This is a genomic window from Streptomyces sp. NPDC053048 (assembly GCF_044547045.1).
Lineage (GTDB): Bacteria > Actinomycetota > Actinomycetes > Streptomycetales > Streptomycetaceae > Streptomyces.
Genome location: NZ_JBITZS010000001.1, coordinates 1012664 through 1026006, shown reverse-complemented (window position 1 = coordinate 1026006; position 13343 = coordinate 1012664). Strand labels below are relative to the sequence as shown.

Annotated in this window: 11 protein-coding genes; 6 read left to right on the top strand and 5 right to left on the bottom strand. The window is 73.8% G+C overall.

Translation table 11 applies throughout. The features are described 5' to 3' along the window. Positions 1-4 precede the first annotated feature (4 nt). The gene (locus tag ACIG36_RS04910; RefSeq protein ID WP_399921902.1) at positions 5-373 is read left to right on the top strand and encodes a cobalamin biosynthesis protein; all 369 of its coding nucleotides are present in this window, start codon (positions 5-7) and stop codon (positions 371-373) included. A 34-nt stretch (positions 374-407) separates the two neighbouring features. Next, on the top strand, positions 408-1460 hold the full coding sequence (gene cobC, locus ACIG36_RS04905) for an Rv2231c family pyridoxal phosphate-dependent protein CobC (protein WP_399921899.1): 1053 nt from the start codon (positions 408-410) through the stop codon (positions 1458-1460). 61 nt (positions 1461-1521) lie between these two features. Here cobC and ACIG36_RS04900 read toward each other — a convergent pair whose 3' ends face one another. Continuing rightward, on the bottom strand, positions 1522-2658 hold the full coding sequence (locus ACIG36_RS04900) for an amidohydrolase family protein (protein WP_399921895.1): 1137 nt from the start codon (positions 2656-2658) through the stop codon (positions 1522-1524). Between the two features lie 464 nt (positions 2659-3122). Here ACIG36_RS04900 and ACIG36_RS04895 point away from each other — a divergent pair, with 464 nt between their 5' ends. From ACIG36_RS04895 to ACIG36_RS04885, 3 genes are read left to right on the top strand one after another with little or no spacing between them, the layout of a single operon-like run. Next, the gene (locus tag ACIG36_RS04895) at positions 3123-4079 is read left to right on the top strand and encodes a hypothetical protein (protein ID WP_399921892.1); all 957 of its coding nucleotides are present in this window, start codon (positions 3123-3125) and stop codon (positions 4077-4079) included. Next, positions 4076-5341, top strand: coding sequence for a sensor histidine kinase (locus ACIG36_RS04890; RefSeq protein ID WP_399921890.1), 1266 nt, complete (start codon positions 4076-4078; stop codon positions 5339-5341). Before ACIG36_RS04895 ends, ACIG36_RS04890 begins: the two co-directional genes overlap by 4 nt. After that, positions 5338-6003 (top strand): response regulator, encoded by a 666-nt coding sequence (locus ACIG36_RS04885; protein WP_399921887.1) that lies wholly within the window; start codon positions 5338-5340, stop codon positions 6001-6003. Before ACIG36_RS04890 ends, ACIG36_RS04885 begins: the two co-directional genes overlap by 4 nt. A gap of 1 nt (position 6004) precedes the next feature. On the opposite strand, the gene ACIG36_RS04880 is transcribed toward ACIG36_RS04885, so the two are convergent. Beyond that, complete coding sequence (locus ACIG36_RS04880; protein WP_399921884.1) at positions 6005-7150, bottom strand: serine hydrolase domain-containing protein; 1146 nt, start codon at positions 7148-7150, stop codon at positions 6005-6007. 132 nt (positions 7151-7282) lie between these two features. Between ACIG36_RS04880 and ACIG36_RS04875 the strand changes: the two genes are divergently transcribed. Further along, on the top strand, positions 7283-8473 hold the full coding sequence (locus tag ACIG36_RS04875) for a TerD family protein (protein ID WP_399922226.1): 1191 nt from the start codon (positions 7283-7285) through the stop codon (positions 8471-8473). 373 nt (positions 8474-8846) lie between these two features. On the opposite strand, the gene ACIG36_RS04870 is transcribed toward ACIG36_RS04875, so the two are convergent. The 3 genes from ACIG36_RS04870 to ACIG36_RS04860 form a co-directional block, all read right to left on the bottom strand. Continuing rightward, complete coding sequence (locus tag ACIG36_RS04870; protein WP_399921881.1) at positions 8847-9833, bottom strand: LLM class flavin-dependent oxidoreductase; 987 nt, start codon at positions 9831-9833, stop codon at positions 8847-8849. Positions 9834-9857: 24 nt separating this feature from the next. After that, positions 9858-11297, bottom strand: a complete 1440-nt coding sequence (locus ACIG36_RS04865; RefSeq protein ID WP_399921878.1) for an alkaline phosphatase PhoX — start codon at positions 11295-11297, stop codon at positions 9858-9860. Between the two features lie 430 nt (positions 11298-11727). Continuing rightward, a complete protein-coding gene (locus ACIG36_RS04860; RefSeq protein ID WP_399921875.1) occupies positions 11728-13260 on the bottom strand; it encodes a hypothetical protein in 1533 nt (510 codons plus the stop codon). Between the last annotated feature and the right edge of the window lie 83 nt (positions 13261-13343).

Genomic DNA, 13343 nt, shown 5'->3' with positions numbered 1-13343 from the left:
GGCCGTGCTCTACGTCGGCGTCGGCACCTGCCGCGACGTGGCCGCCGACGAGGTGATCGCCCTGGTCGGGCGGGCCGTGGCGGAGGCCGGCGGCGGCCCGGTCGGCGCGCTGGCGACCGTCGAGGCCCGTGCCGCCGAGCCCGGCCTGCTGGCCGCGGCCGCGCACCTGGGCGTGCCCCTCACCGCGTACGCCCCCGGCGCGCTCGCCGCGCAACCGGTGCCGCACCCGTCCGAAGCCGCCCGCAGGGCGCTGGGCACGCCCGGCGTCGCCGAGGCCGCCGCCCTGCTGGCGGCGGGCGCGGGGGCGGTGCTCGCCGTGCCGAAGCGGAAATCCGCGCACGTCACCGCGGCCGTCGCCCGCCGACCCGAGTGATCGTCACAGTCGGCCCCTCAGTACCGTCTATCGCATGCACGAAACCACCGAGCCCGACCTGCGGCACCACGGAGACGCCGAAGTACGCGGCATGGGCGCGGAGCTGACGGACCTGGCCGTCAATGTGCGCGCCGGTACGCCCCCGCAGTGGCTGCGCGAGCACATAGCCGGCTCGCTGGGCTCGCTGGCCGCCTACCCGGACGGGCGGGCGGCCCGCCGTGCCGTGGCCGCGCGGCACGGCCTGCCGGAGGAGCGGGTCCTGCTGACGGCGGGGGCGGCCGAGGCGTTCGTGCTGCTGGCCCGCGCGCTGCCGGTGCGGCGGCCGGTGGTGGTGCACCCTCAGTTCACCGAGCCGGAAGCGGCGTTGCGGGACGCCGGGCACAGCGTGGAGCGGGTGGTGCTCGACGCGGCGAACGGGTTCCGGTTCGATCCGCGGGCGGTGCCGGGGGACGCGGACCTGGTGATCGTCGGCAATCCCACCAACCCCACCTCGGTCCTGCACCCCGCCCGTGCCCTGGCGCGGCTCGCCCGGCCGGGGCGGATCCTGGTGGTGGACGAGGCGTTCATGGACGCCGTGCCCGGTGAACGGGAGTCGCTGGCGTCGCGTACGGACCTGCCGGGGCTGGTCGTGCTGCGCAGCCTCACCAAGACGTGGGGACTGGCGGGGCTGCGCGTCGGGTACGTGCTGGCCTCGCCCGGCAAGATCGCGCGGCTGGAGCGGGCGCAGCCGCTGTGGCCGGTGTCCTCGCCGGCGCTGGCGGCGGCGGAGGCGTGCAGTGCGGCCCCGGCGCTGGCCGAGGCCGCGGCGGCCGCCGACCGGATCACCGTCGACCGGGCCCATCTCCAGCTGCGGCTGGCGGAGTTCGCGGATGTGACGGTGTACGGTCCGGCGGCCGGGCCGTTCGTACTGATCCGGACGGAGCGGGCGCAGGCCGTGCGGTCGCGGCTGCGCGGACTGGGGTTCGCGGTGCGGCGGGGTGACACGTTCCCCGGTCTCGGCCCGGAGTACCTGCGGCTCGCGGTGCGGGACCGGGCGACGACGGACCGCTTCATAGCGGCCCTGGAAGAGGCGATGTCGACCTCCTGACCCCCCGGCGGGCCCCGCGACCGCACCCCACCGCACCCCTCGGCACGGCACCGCACCCGCGTCAGCTCACCACGCGCCCCCTGAGCACCACCCGGCGCGGCGCCCCCAGCACCCGTACGTCGGCGCGCGGGTCGGCCTCATAGACGACGAGGTCCGCGGGCGCGCCCTCCTCGAGGCCGGGGCGGCCCAGCCACTCGCGTGCGCCCCAGGTCGCCGCGGACAGGGCGGCCGTGGCGGGGATGCCGGCCCTGACCAGCTCCGCGACCTCCTGGGCGACCAGGCCGTGGGGCAGCGAGCCGCCCGCGTCGGTGCCGACGAAGACGGGGATGCCGGCGTCGTGGGCGGCGCCCACCGTCTCGTAGCGGCGCGCGTGCAGGCGGCGCATGTGGTCCGCCCAGCGCGGGAACTTGCCCTCGCCGCCGTCCGCGAGCCGGGGGAAGGTGGCGATGTTGACCAGCGTCGGCACGATGGCCACCCCGCGTTCGGCGAACAGCGGGATCGTCTCCTCGGTCAGCCCGGTGGCATGCTCGATGCAGTCGATGCCGGCCTCGACGAGCGGGGCGAGGGTCTCCTCGGCGAAGCAGTGGGCGGTGACGCGGGCACCCAGCCGGTGTGCCTCGGTGATGGCCGCCTCGACCGCGCCGCGCGGCCAGCAGGCCGCCAGGTCGCCGGTCTCCCGGTCGATCCAGTCGCCCACCAGCTTCACCCAGCCGTCGCCCCGCCGCGCCTCCCGCGCCACGTAGGCCACCAGGTCCTCGGGCTCGATCTCATGTGCGTAGTTGCGGATGTAACGCCGCGTCCGGGCGATGTGCCGGCCCGCGCGGATGATGCGCGGCAGGTCCTCGCGGTCGTCGACCCAGCGGGTGTCGGCCGGGGATCCGGCGTCGCGCAGGAGGAGGGCGCCGGCGTGGCGCTCGGTGAGCGCCTGCTTCTCGGTGGTGGTGTCGTCGACGGCGCCGAGCGCGTCGAGCCCGACGTGGCAGTGGGCGTCCACCAGGCCGGGCAGGACCCAGCCCTCGAGGGTGGTGACGTCGCGTACCCCGGCCGGCCGGTCGAAGGTGATCCTGCCGCCGACCACCCACAGTTCGTCGCGCACCCCGTCGAGCGGGTCCGCGCCGGTCAATATCCGTCCCTTGATGTGCAGCACCGGCGGCTTCGCGGGTGCGGGCGCCGCCGCGCTCTCGTTCATGGAGACCATGCACGCACTGTACGAGCCCGCGCCCGCCGGGAGCGGGGCGCGGGGCGACCTTCCTGAGGACGATCCGGGGATCGGTCGTGGGCAGGGCAACCGGGCCGGGCTTCTCTGGCGTGAGCATGAGAGGGAAGTCCCACCGGCGACCGAGACGCTCCGGACCTGAGACCGACGTGTCCGGGCGGCGGGTGCGGAATTCTGGACTTATGAGCAACTTGACGAAATATTCACAGCAGATCACCAGCAATCCGTCTCTTTCGCCTGTTTCGCCGCAGAACGCCCTGTGGGGGCGCGGCAACCGGGACGACCACCCCACCCGGCGCGTCCCACGAGGTGCCGGGCCCTGACGAGGACGAGATCCGGTTCCGCCTCATGGCGGAGGCGGATCGTCGTCCGGGCCGAGGTGCGGGCCGCCGCGCCACGGAAGCCTGGTGCGCATGACGACGACCTTCCCCCATAGCCTGAACGGCATGGGAGGTACCCCCATCTTCCTGCGGATCCTGGCCATGGCGGCCTCCGCGCCCTACCTCTCCCTCAAGATCGCCTGGCTGGCGGGGAGCGACATCGGCATCCCCGAGGGCAGCGTGCTGCTGTCCGGCGATGTGCTGATCACTGTCGCGAACGCCGTGACCGTCCTCATGGACGCGTGCATCGCCGTCCTCGCCCTGCTGCTCACCCGCCCCTGGGGCAGGCGGGTGCCCGCCTGGCTGCTCGCCCTGCCGATGTGGGGCGCGGTCGGACTGCTGACGCCCATCATGTTCGGCTTCCCCGCCGGGCTGGTCGCCCAGGCCCTCGGCGGCGAGGCGGCCGACCCGGCCTCCCCGGACCGGCCGTTCCTCGAGCCCTGGGTCTTCGACGTCGTCTACACCGGCTTCATCCTGCAGGGCCTGGCGCTCGGAACACTCTTCGTCCTGTACGCCCGCGAGCGCTGGGGCCACCTGTGGCAGGGCCGCCTCGGTGAGCTGACGGCCCGTCCGCCGGGGCGCGGGCCGCGCCTCGCGGTGGCGGCCGCCGCGCTGCTGGCGCTGTGGCCCGCCGTGACGCACGCGCTGTGGCTGTCCGGCTTCAGGAGTGGCCTCGCGACCACCCTGGCCGACACCTACGACGCCAACTCCGCCGCCTCCGACACGGGCTTCGTCCTCTACGCGGCCGCGACCGTCGCCGGCGCCGCGCTCCTGCTGCGCCCCGGCGGCAGCCGGCTGGCGCTGCGGGTGCCCCTGCTACTGGCCGGAGTGGGCTCGGCGGCACTCGCCGGCTGGGGCGGCTGGCTGCTCATGGCCACGCTGTCCGGCCCGCGGGACGGCGGCAAGGCCGCGACGTGGCTGATGACCGTCACCTACTCTGTGCAGATGATCATCGGACTGCTGGTGCTCGCGGCAGGTGCCCGCTTCTTCACCCGGCGCGCGATACCGGCCCGTGCCTCGTGACGGCCGCCCTCCGGCGCCCGGCGCAGGCGGTGCTGGGCCGCCGCGCCCGGCTGCGCTGGGTGCACCTGCTGCTGGGCGGCGCGCTCCTGATGCCGTACTACCTGCTCGTCAACACCCTGCTGTCGGCGTACGTTCCCGGCGCCAGCCTCTTCTTCGCCCCCAGCGTGGGCTGGCAGTTCGCCACGTTCGGCCTGGCCCTCGCCCCGGCCGCCGTCACGGCCCTCCACCCGCTCGCGCGGCCGATGGTGAGCGGGGCGGCGCGGGCGCTGTGCGGCGTGCCGAAGGAGGAACTGGACGCGACTCCCGCCCGTTCGTGGGCGGCCCGGGGCCGCACGGCCACCTGGTACGTCCTGCACCTGCTGTTCGGCGGCATCGTCAGCGGCATGTCGCTCGCCACGCCACCGGCGGCGGTGGTCCTGATGATCATTCCCCTGCTGGGCGGCCGACGGGCCGACGACCCGGAGTGGGTCGCGTTCTTCCGCGAGTCGGGCCGGCCGCTGGCCCCGCTCGCCGGGCTGGCGCTGCTGGCACTGGTCGTCGGCACCTCCTGGGCGGCGGGCGCGCTGCTGGCACGCTGGGCGCCCGTCCTGCTGGGCCCCACGCCGGCCGACCGCCTGGCGGCCGCCGAGCAGCACGCCATGCGGCTGGCCCTGCGCAACCGGCTGGCCCGCGAGCTGCACGACTCCGTCGGGCACGCCCTGAGCGCGGTCTCCCTCCAGGCGAGCGCCGCGCGCAGGGTCCTCGACAGCAACCCCGAATTCGCCTGGCAGGCCCTGGCCGCCATCGAGGAGACCACGCGCGATGCGGTCGGCGAGCTCGACACCGTCCTGGGCCTGCTGCGCGAGGACGGCCCCGCCTCCGCCGCACCCGCGCCCACCCTCACCGGACTGGACGGCCTGCTGCAGCGCACCCGCGCGGCGGGCGCCACGATCGAGTGCACGGCACCCGGCGGCCTGGAGAAGATACCGCCGGTCGTCTCCCGCGAGGCGTACCGGATCGTGCAGGAAGGCCTGAGCAACGCCCTGCGGCACGCGGGCGGATCACCCATCCGACTGCGCGTCACCCTGGACCACGACGACCTGGAGGTCACCTTGGAGAACCCCCTCGCACCCGGTTCCGCCGCCACCCGCCGCACCGGCGGCCGGGGCCTGACCGGCATCGCCGAGCGCGCCCGGCTGCTGCGCGGCAGCAGCACCTCGGGCGAAACCGACGGCGTGTGGCGGCTGTCCGTCCGCCTGCCGCTGCGGGGGGACGCCCGATGACGACCGCCCCCATACGCGTCGTCCTCGCCGACGACGAACACCTGGTGCGCACCGCGCTGCGCGCCATCCTGGGCGCCGAGCCCGGCCTGGAGGTCGTCGGCGAGGCCACCACCGGTGCCGAAGCGGTGTCCCTGGTGCGGGAACTGCGCCCCGACGTCGTCCTGATGGACGTCCGGATGCCCGAAGTGGACGGCATCCGCGCCACCGAGCGCATCCTGGCCACCATGGACGACCCGCCGCGCATCGTCGTCGTCACCACCTTCGAGAACGACAGCTACGTCTACGACGCGCTGCGCGCCGGCGCCGCGGGCTTCCTCCTCAAGCGCGCGGGCGCCGACGAGCTCGTCCAGGCCGTGCGGGTCGTCGCCGCCAGCGACTGCGTGCTCTTCCCCTCCGCCGTCCGCGCCCTGGCCGCCGCCCACACCGGCCGCCACGCCGACGACCGGGCGGCCAGGCTGCGCGAGCGACTGTCGGAGCGGGAGGCGGAGGTGCTGGAGCTGATGACGACCGGCCTGTCGAACGCCGAGATCGCCGAGCGGATGACGGTGGGCGCGGCGACGGTGAAGTCCCACGTGGCGGCCGTCCTCGCCAAACTCGGGGTGCGCGACCGCACCCAGGCGGTCATCGCCGCCTACGAGTGCGGATTCGTCTCCCCGCGGTGAGTCAGGCGCGGGTGACGCAGTCGTGCACGGCCTTCACCAGCACGCCCGTCTCCGGGGCCGCACCGCCGGGGTAGGCGAAGCGCCGCCGGTTGTAGCCGAAGGCCAGGCCGACACTCGGGTCGGCGAGCGCCTGCGACCCGGCGGCGCCGCTGTGCCCGAAGGACCGCGCGCCCAGGACGGGGTAGTCGGCGGACGAGGAGGCGAAGCCCAGCCCGAAGGTGGTCTGCCGACCGATCACCAGGTCATGGCCGGACGAGTGCGGCTGGGCGAACTCGGCCGCGGTCTGCGGTGTGAGCAGCGGCGCCTTGCCGTCGACCTCGCTGATGGCGGCCGCGTACATGCGGGCGAGGCCGCGCGCCGAGGCCATCCCGCCCACGGAGGCGGGCCCGGCGGCCCGCACGGCACGCGAGTTGGGCAGGGACTCCAGCACCGTGGGCACGGCGTGGTTGTGGTTGAAGGCCACGCCGGCCCAGCTCTGGGCGCCGCGCGCCGTCTCGGCCATGGCGCGCTTCTGCTCGGGCGTGGGGTCCATGGGCTGGATGTCGAGCACCCGGTGCTCCTGCTCCTCGGGCAGCCCCAGGTAGAAGTCGATGCCGTAGGGCGCCCGGACGCGCGCCTCGTACACCTCCTGCAGCGTCTGCCCGGTGGCCCGGCGCACCACCTCGCCCGTCAGGGCGCCGATCACATAGGCGTGGTAGCCGAACGCGGTCCCGGGCCGCCAGTACGGCCGCTCGGCCGCCAGCCGCTCGGCGATCGCCCGGTCGTCGGCGATCTCCTCGGCGGTGAATCCGCCCTCGACGCCGATCGAGCCGGCCCGGTGGGAGAGCAGGTCGCGAAGGGTCACGCCCTCCTTGCCCGCGGCGCCGTACTCGGGCCAGTAGTGCCGCACCTCCTTGTCCAGATCCAGCGTGCCGTCCTGGACGAGCAGCGCGACCACCAGGTGCGCGGCGCCCTTGGTGGAGGAGAACACGCCGGTGAGCGAGTCCCCCGTGATCTCCGGCCCGCCCCACAGGTCCACGACCTGCTGCCCGTCCACGTACGCGGCCAGCTGGGCGGAGTGCCCGGCCCGCTCCTCCGCCAGCGTGGCCTCGAAGGCCTCCCGCACCGGCTCGAACCCCTCGGCGACGGTGCCCTGGGCGACAGTCATCGATACCCCCGTATTTTCAAGATCGAAAACGATGTACGAGGGCTCCAGCCGCAGCGGGTGTTCGATTATTCCCGGCCACGCCGGTCATGGAACCGTAAAGCCTCATGACTCGTTACCCGGGACATGACCGCTATGACACCCGGCTCGAACATCCCGCTCTCCGTCGCCCGCGTGACGGTGGACGTCACCGCCCCCGTGCGGCTCGACGTTTCGGGCCTGCTGCTCACCGCCGACGGCAAGGTGCGCTCCGACGACGACTTCGTCTTCTACAACCAGCCCAACGGACCGGGCGTGACCCACCGGGCCGCGTCCGGCGCGACGCCCGACGCCATCACCGTGGACACCGCCGCCGTCCCGGCCGCCATCGAGAAGATCGTCGTCACGGCCAGCCCGGACGCGGCCGGTACCACCTTCGCCGGCATCGAGCCCACGGCGACCGTCCGCGCGGACGACGGCTCCGTGATCGCCACCTTCACCCCGCCGCCGCTGGGCACCGAGACGGCACTGCTGATCGTCGAGGTCTACCGCCGCAACGGCGCCTGGAAGGTCCGAGCGGTGGGCCAGGGCTACGCGAACGGCCTGGCCGGCATCGCGACGGACTTCGGGGTGAGCGTGGAGGAACCGGCGGCGCCTACGGCGCCCGTGGCGCCGGTGACCGCGCCGATGCCGCCCGCGCCGGTGGCGGTCGCGCCTGTCGGCGCCCCGCCCGTTCCCGCGGCTCCCGCCGCCCCGCCCGCCGTCCCCGGGAAGATCAACCTGGACAAGGGGCGGGTGAGCCTCCGCAAGAACGAGACCGTGTCCCTGGTCAAGGGCGGCAAGCCGCTGACGCGCTCGGTGAAGATGGGCCTGGGCTGGGAGCCGGCGTGGAACGGCCGCGCCATCGACCTGGACGCGTCGGTCATCGCCTACGGCCCCGACCGCAACATGATCGACGCCTGCTACTTCGGCCGCCTGCAGATCCTGGGCGGCACGATCCAGCACTCGGGCGACAACCTCACCGGCGACGGCTCGGGCGACGACGAGACCATCACCGTGCACATGGGCGGCCTGCCGCCGGAGGTGACGGGCCTGGTCTTCACGGTCAGCTCGTTCAACGGCCAGAAGTTCACGGAGGTCGCCAAGGCGTACTGCCGCCTGCTGGACGCGCAGACCGGCGAGGAGCTGGTCCGCTTCGACCTCACGGGGTCGGAGCCGAAGACGGGCGTGCTGATGTGCAAGTTCATCCGCCAGTACTCGGGCGAGTGGGAGATGACGGCGATGGGCGACTACGTCAAGGCGAAGACGGTCCGGGATCTGGTGAAGCCGGCGGCGCAAGCGCTGTAACGGCTGCGCCTGGGCCCGGTGTGCGGGGTGCGGGCTTGTGCGGTGCGGGTGCGTTGTGGGGCGGGGCCGGGGCGGTCTGGGCCGGGCCCTTCTGGGGCTGGATTATTTACGGCCCCCCTTCTGCGTAACGGTGGGCCGGAACGACGCCGCAAATAACCCTTACGCCCCTGCCAGGGCCCGTCCCAGCCCGCCCCGGCCCCTCAGGCCGCCTGCTACCTGCGGGTTGTGGGCAGTCGTTCCGCTGGGCTGGGGGCACCTCCCAGCGGTAACTGGGGGAGGGTGGGCACAACTCGACCACCGGGCCGCACCCGAAGTCGGTACGCAACCCGTTCCGGGCAATCGGGCCGGTGGGTGGGTAGGGCGCGGTCGTCCTCTAAGTGCGGCGGGCAAGCCGTCGGTACGAGTCCAGCAACTCGTCCCTGTCGTAGGTGCTGGTCGTGACCAGCACCTCGTCGGCACCGGTTCGCCGCACCAACTCGTCCAGGCCGGCTCCCACCTCTTCCTCGGTCCCGTACAGGTGGCCCCGCAACCCGGCCTCGTAGAAACCCCGCTCCCGCTCCGTCATGGCCAGTTCTTCCACCTCTTCGGGCGGCAGCAGCGGCGGGAAGACGCCGTGGGTGCGCGAGTACGCCAGCGCCCAGGCCTCGGAGAGCAGCAGGCGTCTGGCCGCCGCTCGCGTGTCGCCCACGGCCACATTGCCCGCCACGACGACATACGGCTGATCCCATGCCGCCGAAGGGCGGAATCCCGACCGGTACCGTTCCACGGCGGCGAGCATTGGCTCCTCCCCCTTCAGGCCGCCGATGACGAGGGCGGCTCCGGCGCGGGCGGCCACCTCGGCCCCTGCGTCATTCGCGAGGACGAACAGCGGCAGTCGCAAGCCCTCGGCCGGGAAGGCGTGCACGCCGGGGAATTCCGGCAGGCCGCCGGTGAACCAACCCGCCAGTTCCTCCAGTTGCTCGCCGAAGTCCGCCATGGCGTCCTTGCCGGTGCCCAGCGCGCGCCGGATGCCGTTCGTGAAACCCACCGAGCGGCCCAGACCCATGTCGATCCGGCCGGGGAACAGCGACTCGAGCACCCCGAACTGCTCGGCGACCACCAGCGAACGGTGGTTGGGCAGCATCACTCCACCGGTGCCCACGCGGATGCGCGACGTGGCCCCTGCCACGGCGGCAGCGAGCACCGTGGGCGCCGAACCGGCGACGCCGGGCACGCTGTGGTGCTCGGACACCCAGAACCGGTGATAGCCGAGAGCCTCGACGCGCTGCGCGAATCGCACGGTCTCGCGCAGCGCCTCGCCGGGCTCCCGTCCATGCCGGGTGCGGGAACGATCGAGCACGGAGAGCCGAAGGGAGGTCATTCTCCCTTCAACATCGTCCGCGGCTCAGGATTCCCGGCGCCCTCCCTGCCGCCGCCAGGGGCCGGTGATCGCGAGCATGATGCCGGGGTCCTGGATGTTGGCGAACAGTGTCCGCCCGTCCGCGGAGAACGTCACGCCGGTGAATTCGCTGTACTCCGGCTTCTCCGCGGACCCGATGTTGAGCTCGTTGCGCGCGATCGGGTACGTGCGCCCGTCGTCGCAGGCGCCGAAGAGGTGCTGGATGCCCTCGCCGTCCTCCGCGATCACCAGACCGCCGTAGGGGGAGACGGTGATGTTGTCGGGCCCGTCGGGGGCACCGTCGCGCTCGGGGTGCTGGTTGACGCCGAAGCGGACCTTCAGGGTGAGTGTGCGCCGCCGCGGGTTGTAGAACCACACCTGGCCGTCGTGCTGGGCGGGGCTCTCCGCGCGGGCGAAGGAGGAGACGACGTAGACGCCGCCGTCGCCCCACCACATGCCTTCGAGCTTGCGGGCCCGGGTGACCTGGCCGTCCTTGAACTGCTTGCGGACGGAGACGGAGACGGCGTCGCGGTCGGGCACATCGATCCAGTCCACGCCGTAGACGGTGCCCGTGCGCGTGGCGCGCGCGAGGTCGTCGACGAACCGCCCGCCGGAGTCGAAGCACCGGAACGCCTGCAGCACGCCGGCGTCGTCGGCGAGCGTCCGCAGCTTGCCCCGGCCGTGCCGGAAGCCGGCGGGCGGCGTCCAGCGGTAGAACAGGCCGTTGGGCCCGGAGGCGTCCTCGGTGAGGTAGAGGTGACCGCGGCCGGGATCGACGACGACGGCCTCGTGGGCGTACCGCCCGAGCGCCTTGATCGGCTTGGGGGCACGGTTGGCGCGCCGGTCCTGCGGGTCGACCTCGAAGACGTAGCCGTGGTCCTTGGTCATGCCGTTCTTCCCGGCCTTGTCCTCGGTCTCCTCGCAGGTGAGCCAGGTGCCCCAGGGGGTACTGCCGCCGGCGCAGTTCGTGGACGTGCCGGCTATGCCGACCCACTCGGCGACGTGGTCGCCGTGCCGGGAGACCTCGACGACCGTGCAGCCGCCGGCCGCGGCGGGGTCGTAGACGAGCCCGTCGGCGAGCGGGACGGGGTGCGGCCACTTGGACCGGGAGCCGCCGAGCTCATGGTTGTTGACCAGCAGGGTCACCCCGCGCGGCCCCTCGAAGGCGGCGGTGCCGTCGTGGTTGGAGGGCGTGGGCTCCCCCGACTCCAGCTTGGTGACACCCGTCCGGGTGATGACGCGGTACGAGAACCCGGCGGGCAGCGCGAGCAGCCCGGCGGGGTCGGGCCGCAGCGGCCCGTATCCGATGCGGCCGGCGGCGCCGGCCTCCTGTCCCACGGCCAGCGCACCGGGCGCGCTGGCCAGCACACCGGCACTGCCGGCCAGGGCCACTCCGGCACCGGTGAGGGCGGACCGCTTGGCGAAGTCTCTTCGGCTGAGGCTCATCGTCTTCTCCAGGACTGTGCCGGCCCGGACCTCCCGGGACGCCGCGGCTTACGTTCCCGTTGCCCGCGGAATCCCGGATGAACACACCACGAAGCCAAGGCGACGGAGCACTGACGACCGTGCCCGGAACGGGTTGCGTACCGACCTCGGGTGCGGCCCGGTGGTCGGGTTGTGCCCACCCGTTCCGCCCCATCGGAAGGACTGCCCACAACCCGCAGGTAGCAGGCGGCGTGAGGGGCCGGGGCGGGCTGGGACGGGCCCTGGCAGGGGCGTAAGGGTTATTTGCGGCGACCTGCCGGGTGAGCTCAACACGTAACCCGAGGCCGTAAATAATCCAGCCCCAGAAGGGCCCGGCCCAGACCGACCCGGCCCCGCCCCACAACGCACCCGCACCCGAACCCGCACCCGCACCGCACAAGCCCGCGGACCGTCAACGACGAGAACGCGCCTTGAAGGCCGCCTTCCGCGCCTCCTTGGCCACCTTCTTGTCCGGATGCAGGCGACCCATCGCCTCCAGCACCTCCGCCGTAGCCGGATGGTCCACCTTCCACGCCGCGTCGAAGAACCCGCTGTGCCCGCCCACCAGGCCCACCACCAGCCCCCGCAGCTCCTCCGACGAGGCCACGGCGTCGTCGCCCTGAGCCGCCAGCTGGGCGGCAATGGTGTCGATGGTCAGCCAGAAGACCATGGCCTCGCCGGGCTCGGGAATGTCCGTCGCGCCGCGCTCGGCCAGCCACACGCGGGCGAGGCCGCCGAGCTGCGGGTCGTCGAGGACCTCGCGCAGCGCCGGCTCCGCCTCGGCGCCCAGCAGGGAGAGCGTCTGCTGGCACACGAGCCGGCGCCGGGGCGCCGACTCGTCCGTGCCGCGCGCGGCGGCGAGGAGGTCGCGGGCCGCGTCCAGCGGGGCGCGCCCGGCGAGCCAGAGTTCGGTCTCGGTGCGGACCATCCCTTCGGGATGGCCGGGCAGGGCCGCGAGCAGCGCGTCGGCGTCCGCGTCGGCGAGGTCGCCGACGGCCGGGGCGTCGATGCCGGCGTCGAGCATGCGGGCCCGTACGGCATAGAGACCGAGGGGGGTGAGGGCGACCATGCCGTAGCGGGTGACGTCCTCCTCCTCGGGGAGGTCGGAGGCCACGCCGTCGACGGACTCACGGATGTGGCCCTCGCCGTCGACCTCCTCGATGAGGGATTCGTCGACGGGCTGGTAGCGCACGAGGCCGGTCGGCTCGAGCATCCGGAACTGGTCGTCCAGCCGCATCATCGCGTCGGAGACCTCCTCGAGGACGTCGTCCGTGGGCTCGTCCATGTCGTCGGGGACGATCAGGGACGCGGCGAGCGCGGGCAGCGGCACGGACCGTCCGGCCTCGCCCTCGTCGATCGCGGTGAGCAGGTAGAGGTTGCCGAGGATGCCGTCGAGGAAGTCGGCCTCCTCCTCGGGGTTCCAGTCGATGGCGTCGAGGTCGATGTCGCCGGTGTCCGAGAGCTGGTCGACGAGGTCGCCGAGGTCGGGCGCGGCGGCGTCGGCGAGGACGGTCTCGAGGCCGCCGAGCCACAGTTCGAGGACGTCCTGGGGGCTGCCGGAGGTCAGCGTGCCGAGCTCCTCACCGACACGCGCGGTGCCGGCGGGCGCGTCACCGCCGGCTTCGCCGACCCCGGCCCCGGTCCCGGCCCCGGCCCCGTCCTCCGGGGCTTCGGTGAATTCGACGAGCCCGGTGTCCAGCGCCAGCTGCCACGCCTCGGCCGCGAACGTCCGCCCGTCCTCGTCGTCCTCGAGGCCGAGCAGGCCGGTGGCGGTCCGCAGCTGTCCGGCGAGGAGTTCGCCGCCCTCCCCGACCGGGGTGCCCTCGCCCGCCCAGCGGGCGAGCCTCGCGGCGCGCGCGAAGAGCGGCGCGCTGAGCGCGTCGCGGGCGAGCTCCGCGTCGGAGGGGAGCCGCACCGGCGGCATGGTCGGGCGGTCTCCGGACATCAGGGGGGTCTCTCCTCGTCGTGACGGCCGCGCCCGGGTTGCGTGGGTGATCCGGACGCGCGAGGCTCCAGCGTAGACGTGTT

Excerpts from the sequence above, each read along its gene's own strand:
- ACIG36_RS04875 (WP_399922226.1), top strand. The coding sequence starts at position 7,283 with ATGACACCCGGCTCGAACATCCCGCTCTCCGTCGCCCGCGTGACGGTG.
- ACIG36_RS04860 (WP_399921875.1), bottom strand. The coding sequence starts at position 13,260 with ATGTCCGGAGACCGCCCGACCATGCCGCCGGTGCGGCTCCCCTCCGAC.
- ACIG36_RS04885 (WP_399921887.1), top strand. The coding sequence starts at position 5,338 with ATGACGACCGCCCCCATACGCGTCGTCCTCGCCGACGACGAACACCTG.
- ACIG36_RS04880 (WP_399921884.1), bottom strand. The coding sequence starts at position 7,150 with ATGACTGTCGCCCAGGGCACCGTCGCCGAGGGGTTCGAGCCGGTGCGG.
- ACIG36_RS04895 (WP_399921892.1), top strand. The coding sequence starts at position 3,123 with ATGGGAGGTACCCCCATCTTCCTGCGGATCCTGGCCATGGCGGCCTCC.
- cobC (WP_399921899.1), top strand. The coding sequence starts at position 408 with ATGCACGAAACCACCGAGCCCGACCTGCGGCACCACGGAGACGCCGAA.
- ACIG36_RS04900 (WP_399921895.1), bottom strand. The coding sequence starts at position 2,658 with ATGGTCTCCATGAACGAGAGCGCGGCGGCGCCCGCACCCGCGAAGCCG.
- ACIG36_RS04870 (WP_399921881.1), bottom strand. The coding sequence starts at position 9,833 with ATGACCTCCCTTCGGCTCTCCGTGCTCGATCGTTCCCGCACCCGGCAT.
- ACIG36_RS04865 (WP_399921878.1), bottom strand. The coding sequence starts at position 11,297 with ATGAGCCTCAGCCGAAGAGACTTCGCCAAGCGGTCCGCCCTCACCGGT.